Annotated in this window: 5 protein-coding genes; 2 read left to right on the top strand and 3 right to left on the bottom strand. The window is 73.2% G+C overall.

Going from position 1 to position 6146, the window contains the following annotated elements; genetic code table 11:
- Window positions 1-323: 323 nt before the first annotated feature.
- Window positions 324-2063, bottom strand: a complete 1740-nt coding sequence (locus tag PUR56_RS12955; RefSeq protein ID WP_329949008.1) for a carbohydrate-binding module family 20 domain-containing protein — start codon at window positions 2061-2063, stop codon at window positions 324-326.
- A gap of 327 nt (window positions 2064-2390) precedes the next feature.
- Here PUR56_RS12955 and PUR56_RS12960 point away from each other — a divergent pair, with 327 nt between their 5' ends.
- Both PUR56_RS12960 and PUR56_RS12965 read left to right on the top strand, forming a co-directional pair.
- A complete protein-coding gene (locus tag PUR56_RS12960) occupies window positions 2391-2912 on the top strand; it encodes a SigE family RNA polymerase sigma factor (protein ID WP_329881729.1) in 522 nt (173 codons plus the stop codon).
- 98 nt (window positions 2913-3010) lie between these two features.
- Window positions 3011-3853 (top strand): hypothetical protein, encoded by an 843-nt coding sequence (locus PUR56_RS12965; protein ID WP_329881730.1) that lies wholly within the window; start codon window positions 3011-3013, stop codon window positions 3851-3853.
- An 87-nt stretch (window positions 3854-3940) separates the two neighbouring features.
- Here PUR56_RS12965 and PUR56_RS12970 read toward each other — a convergent pair whose 3' ends face one another.
- Window positions 3941-4279 (bottom strand): P-II family nitrogen regulator, encoded by a 339-nt coding sequence (locus PUR56_RS12970; RefSeq protein ID WP_327676485.1) that lies wholly within the window; start codon window positions 4277-4279, stop codon window positions 3941-3943.
- The gene (locus PUR56_RS12975) at window positions 4276-5715 is read right to left on the bottom strand and encodes an ammonium transporter (RefSeq protein WP_329881731.1); all 1440 of its coding nucleotides are present in this window, start codon (window positions 5713-5715) and stop codon (window positions 4276-4278) included. Before PUR56_RS12975 ends, PUR56_RS12970 begins: the two co-directional genes overlap by 4 nt.
- Window positions 5716-6146 lie beyond the last annotated feature (431 nt).

Genomic DNA, 6146 nt, shown 5'->3' on the forward strand with positions numbered 1-6146 from the left:
CGAGAGATGACAGACTTGGCACCCAACGGAGCTCCTACCGAACAGTGATCTTGGTCGACACGGTTCTAGCAGGAGCTCCGTCCCATTTCAGGCGACTTGACGCGGCCACCCACGGCTCTATCTACACGGCATTGGGGCTAGCTCCCAGGGCGCCGGAGCCACGAGGACCGCCACCGCACCGAAGGCACCGGAACCACCGGAACCACCGGAGCCACCGGAGCCACCGAGAGGGCTTCCGCCGAAGGGGCTTCGTGCAGAGGACGGCCGGCGCCCGCAGTGAAGCGGGGGCCGGCCGTCCGTCGGGGCACGGGCAGGGCTGTGGTTCAGCCTCGCCAGGTGTCGTTCAGGCTCACCCGGCCCGAGGCCGGCACGGTGGCGGTCCGGTTGGCGCCGGACTCCCAGGTGACGTTCCCGGCGGCGTCCTTGCGGACGTACTTGTAGGCGAAGGCCGTTCCGGCGGCCATCGCGACGTCCGCCTTCCACACCGGGTAGGCGGCCGAGGAGAGCGGCAGCGCGCGGCCGGCGTCCCAGCCGCCGAGGGCCGCGTTGTCGCCGACCACGAAGACGTTCTGGCCCCACGCGGTGGTCGCGTTGACCGCGAAGGAGGCCCCGCCGGTCACCACCGTGCCGCTCCCGGGCGCACCGACGTGGAGCGCGACCGCGTCCCCCGCCCCGACGGTGGCGGTGAACCGCCCGTCCGGGCCGACCGTGTAGGACGGACCGGTGCAGCCGCCGGCCGCCGCGTCGCCGTGCTGGACGTCGCAGTAGCTGCCGGCCGGCAGGGAGGTCTGGAAGGTCCGGGTGATCGCCCCGCCCTCCCGGTTGACCGCCACGAATCCCTTGCCGCCGCGCCCGAAGGCGATCGCGTTGTTGCCGTTGGACCACCAGTCGGTCAGCCCGGTGCCGGCCACCGCGTTGCGGAAGCCGACCATGTTGGCCACCTGGCGCCAGGCGTGCGTGCAGTTCCAGCCGTCCTGGTAGCAGGCGTTGACGGTGCCGCCGTTGGGCGGGCCGTCGTCGTGACCGGTGAAGGCGTAGCCGGAGTAGACGTTGGGCGCGCCGTACGGGTGGGCCAGCAGGAAGACGTTGGCCAGGGTGTACGCCGAGCCGTCCTTGTGGGTGAGCGTGGAGCCGTTCCGCTCGGTGTCCCAGTTGTCGACGAAGGTCCGGGCCCTGTCGGTCGGGAGCAGGCCGGAACCCCAGCCGGACAGGTCGGCGAGCCGTCCTCCCTGGAACGCGCTCTTCAGCCAGGTGCCGGAGCGGAACTCGTCGACGTCGCCGGTACCGGTGTACTCGGAGGGCTGGACCGGTTCGCCCGCGCCGTAGATGACCTCCTGCACCCAGTACGCCTGCCGGTTCGCCGTTCTGGCCTTGATCGCTGCGAGGTCTGCGGCGGCGATGTGCTTGGCCGCGTCGATCCGGTAGCCGTCGACGCCCAGCGAGGCCAGGTCGTCGAGGTAGCGCGCGACGGTCTGCTGGACGTGGGCGCTGCCGGTGTCGAGGTCGGAGAGGTTGACCAGCTCACAGTTCTGCACGTTGGAGCGGTCGTTGTAGTTGCTGATCGCGGTGCGGCAGGAGTGGAAGTCCTGGTCCTGGTAGAAGCCGGGGTAGGCGTACTTGCCGTACGCGGTGCCGCCGGTGCCGGTCCCGGCGCCGGCCGACATGTGGTTGATCACCGCGTCGGCGATCACCTTGACGCCGGCGGCGTGGCAGGTGTCGATCATGTTCTTGAAGGCGGTCCGGTCGCCGAGTCGCCCGGCTATCCGGTAGCTGACCGGCTGGTAGGAGGTCCACCACTGGCCGCCCTGGATGTGTTCCTGGGGCGGCGAGACCTCGACGAAGCCGTAGCCCTTCGGGCCGAGGGTGTCGGTGCAGGCCTTGGCGACCGAGTCGAAGCGCCATTCGAAGAGCGTCGCGGTGACGTCCCTGCCGTTGCCGGGCGGGGCCGCCTGCGCGGCGGGGGCGGCGGCGAGGGCCGCGGTGAGCGAGAGCGCGAGGGTCGCCGAGGCGGCGAGTGCGCCGGCCGTCCGGGCGGGCCGGCGGGCGGGGGCGGTGGTGACCACGTTGTCTCCTGGGGTGGCTGGGGTGGGGGCAGCCCGGGTACTGCGTGCGAAAGCTTGCTGAAACTTTCAGGAAACTTGCAGCGCTGAACCTAGAGTCGACACCGAGGCCCGTCAAGGGCCTGGAAGGAACGTTTCGGCAGCCCGAAAAACTCGTGTGCGACTTTCCCGGTCCCCGCAGCGTGGATAAGAACGGTGGCCGAGAACGATCGGTACCGGAGGCACCGGCGCGAGCGCGCGTCCGGGCAGCACACGGCACGAGCAGCACACGCACGGGCAGCACCGGCCCGGGCAGCACACGGCACGAGCAGCACACGCGCGGGGGACGGCATGGACAGGGCGGGCGACTTCGAGGAGTTCGCGGCCAATCGGGCCGGACGGCTCTTCCAGGTCGCCTACCTGATGTGCGGCGACTGGCACCAGGCCCAGGACCTCGTCCAGACCACCCTCGCCAAGCTCTACTCGGTCTGGGGCCGGCTCCGCCGGGGCGACGACGAACCGTCGATCGACGCCTACGCCCGCAAGGTGCTGCTCCGCTGTTACCTCTCCCACCGACGGCTGCGCCGCTCCGGCGAGATCGCCGTCGCCGAGCTCCCCGACACCCCGGTCCGCCCCGACGACCACCCCGCCAACGGCTCCGAGCTGCGGCTCACCCTGGTCGCGGCCCTGCGCACGCTGCCGCCCCGCAACCGCGCCGTGGTCGTCCTGCGCTACCTGGAGGACCACCCCATCGAGGCCGTCGCCGAGATGCTCGGCACCACCCCGGCCGCCGTCAAGGGGCTCTCCACCCGCTCGCTCGCCCGGCTGCGCGAGATCCTTGCGGACGACCGCGAACTGCTGTTCCGGCCCTGACGGCCACCCCGACCCGGCCGGCCCCGCCTCGCCGGCCCCGCCCAGGACGCCCCGCCCCGGACGCCCCGCCCCGACCCACCGCCACCAGGAGCCCCGCCATGGCCCCCGACCCGGACCTCGAACACGACCTGGGCAGGCTGCTCGCCGACAGCGTCCAGGACCTGCACCCGCCGGTCGCCGTGATGATCGCCGAGGCCACCCGGCACGGCCGCGTGCTGCGCCGTCGCCGACGGCTGGGCACGGCCGCCTCGGCCGGCGCCGTGCTCGCGCTGGCCGTCACCGTCGCCTTGACGGGTCTGCCCGGGCCGGCCGGCGTCGGCACCGGCCCGGCCGCCCCGACCTCCGCCCCGAACGGCACGGCCGCGACGGCTTCGGCGACCGCGCCAACCGCCGACGCCGGCCCGGAGCTCCTGCGGGCGCGTCAGCGCACCGCGCTGCAGTCCGCGCTGGCCGGCCTGCTCGGCCCAGGCACCCGGCTGGACCCTGAGCCCGGCGCCGACCAGCTCGCCCTCGACCCGGCGGCCGACGCCGTGCTCTGGACCAGGTACGACGACGGTCGGGGCGCGGCCACCGTCTCCGTCGAGGTGCACGGCCCGGCCTCACAGGCCGCCGCCCCCACCTGCGAGCTCCGCACCGACGGGGAGCGGGAGGCCGGCTACCGCTGCTCGACGGTCCCCGGGCCCGGCCGGGACCCGCAGGTCGTCGAGGTCCTGGAGACGGCCGCCACCGGCTGGGTCACGTACCGGATCTGGACACCCCTGCCGGACGGCACCCGGGTCGCGGTCGCCGTCCACAACGGCACCCTGCACGACCCCGACGACCCGATCCTCCACGCCCGGCGGACCAGGGACGCCCCGCCGCACGACCTGACGTGGTGGCAGGAGGCCGCCACCGACGGCGCCTGGCGGCAGATCCCGGGGCTCGACGGACGGAGCCGGTGACGCGGGCACACCGGCACGGGCCGGAGCACGCGCGCCGAGCCGGGACCCTCCGGTCGGGGCCCTGGCCCCGACCGGACGGGCGCGGACCTACACCGCGTCCGGTCCGCGCTCCCCCGTGCGGACCCGGACGATGGTCTCCACCGGCACCGCCCAGACCTTGCCGTCGCCGATCTTGCCGGTCCGGGCGGCCCGGACGATCTCCTCGATCACCAGGTCGGCGTCCTCGTCCTCGACGACGACCTCGATCCGGACCTTCGGCACCAGGTCGATCCGGTACTCCGCGCCCCGGTACACCTCGGTGTGACCGTGCTGACGCCCGTACCCGCTGGCCTCGCTGACGGTCAGTCCGTGCACGCCGACGGCCTGCAGCGCGCTCTTGACGTCGTCCAGCTTGAACGGCTTGACGATCGCGGTGATCAGCTTCATGCGGAGGGCGCCTTGTCGGACGGGTGCGCGAGCACGGTGGCGGCGGTGCGGTCGGGGCCGTGGGCGGCCGAGAACACGGCGGCCCCCTGCCCCAGCACGCCGTGGCCCAGGACGCCGTGATCGTACGCGGTCTCGGCGTGCACGGCGAGGTCCAGGCCGGTGAGTTCCTGCTCCTCGTCGGCGCGGAAGCCCATCACCCGGCCGATCACCCGGCCGATCCCGTAGGTGGCCGCGAAGGAGTAGGCGGCGACGGCCAGGATCGCCACCGCCTGCTTGCCCAGCTGCCCGAAGCCGCCGCCGTGCAGGAGCCCGGCCGGGCCGCCGGTCATCGTGGCCGTGGCGAACAGGCCGATCAGCGCGGTGCCGATCACCCCGGCCACGAAGTGCACGCCCACCACGTCCAGCGAGTCGTCGAAACCGAAGCGGAACTTCCAGCTCACCGCGTACGAGCAGACCGTTCCCGCCGCCAGCCCGATCAGGAGGGCGCCGGGCAGGTCGACGCTGCCGCAGGACGGCGTGATGGCGACCAGGCCGGCCACCGCGCCGGAGGCCGCGCCCAGGGTGGTGGCGTGGCCGTCCCGCCGCTTCTCCACCATCAGCCAGCCGAGGAGCCCGGTGCAGCCGGCCGCCTGGGTGTTGAGCAGGGCGGAGGCCGCCAGCCCGTTGGCGCCCAGCGCCGAGCCCGCGTTGAAACCGAACCAGCCGAACCAGAGCAGGCCGGCGCCGAGCAGGACCAGCGGCAGGTTGTGCGGGCGCATCGCCTCCTTCCGGAAGCCGATCCGCGGGCCGAGCAGCAGCGCCAGGGCCAGGCCGCTCGCCCCGCAGTTGACCTCGACGACGGTGCCGCCGGCGAAGTCCAGCGCGCCGAGCTTCGACAGGATCCAGCCACCGGGCGCGAACACCCAGTGGGCGACGGGGACGTAGACCAGCAGCGTCCAGACGGCGGTGAAGGCCACCCAGGAGCCGAACTTGGCACGGTCCGCGATGGCACCGCTGATCAGCGCGGCGGTGATGATCGCGAAGGTCAGCTGGAAGGTGGCGAACAGCACGGTGGGGACGCGGCCGGTGACCGAGGACGGGGTGATCCCGGCCATCCCCAGGTGGTCCAGGCCGCCGATCAGGCCCCAGCCGCCGGCGTCCGGGCCGAAGGCGAGCGAGTAGCCGGCCAGCAGCCAGACCACGGTGACGACGGCGATCGAGACGAAGCTCATCATGATCATGTTGAGCACGCTCTTGGTGCGGACCATACCGCCGTAGAACAGCGCCAGGCCGGGCGTCATCAGCAGGACGAGGGCGGTGCTGGCGAGCAGCCAGGCGGTGTCGCCGGTGTCGATGACGGGCGGCGCTCCGGCGGCCGGCGCGTCGGCCAGACGAGCGGCCAGGTGGCCGACCGGATGATCGGCCGGGTGGTCGGCCGGGAAGGCGGCCAGGGGCATGGGGTACCTCCGGGGGTCCTGCGACGTGGTCCTGCGGCGGGGTCCTGTGACAGCATCTTCCGCCGCCGTCCTGCGGCGGAGCGCGTGCCGGAAGTGTGGCGAGGCCGGATTTCCGGTCGCGGACGGCCGCGTTTCACGCGTGTTTCGTGTTGCCCTCCGGTTGCTCCGGCGTGACCGGCGGGTTTCCGGGAACTCACGGCGCCGCCCGGGTACGCCACAGGGCCCGGCGGCCGAAAGCCGCCGGGCCCTGCCCCTGTCTTACCTGGCCTTGCCGGGTCTACCGGCGCCGGGTCAGCTCGTGGCGATCGCGGTGTCGTCGATCACGAAGCTGGTCTGCAGCGAGGCGTCCTCGGTGCCGGTGAACTTGATCGTCACCGACTGGCCCGCGTAGGCCGAGAGGTCGAAGGTGCGCAGCTGGTAGCCGGAGGCCG

It is taken from the genome of Streptomyces sp. BE303 (genome assembly GCF_036290945.1).
Classification (GTDB): Bacteria; Actinomycetota; Actinomycetes; order Streptomycetales; family Streptomycetaceae; genus Kitasatospora.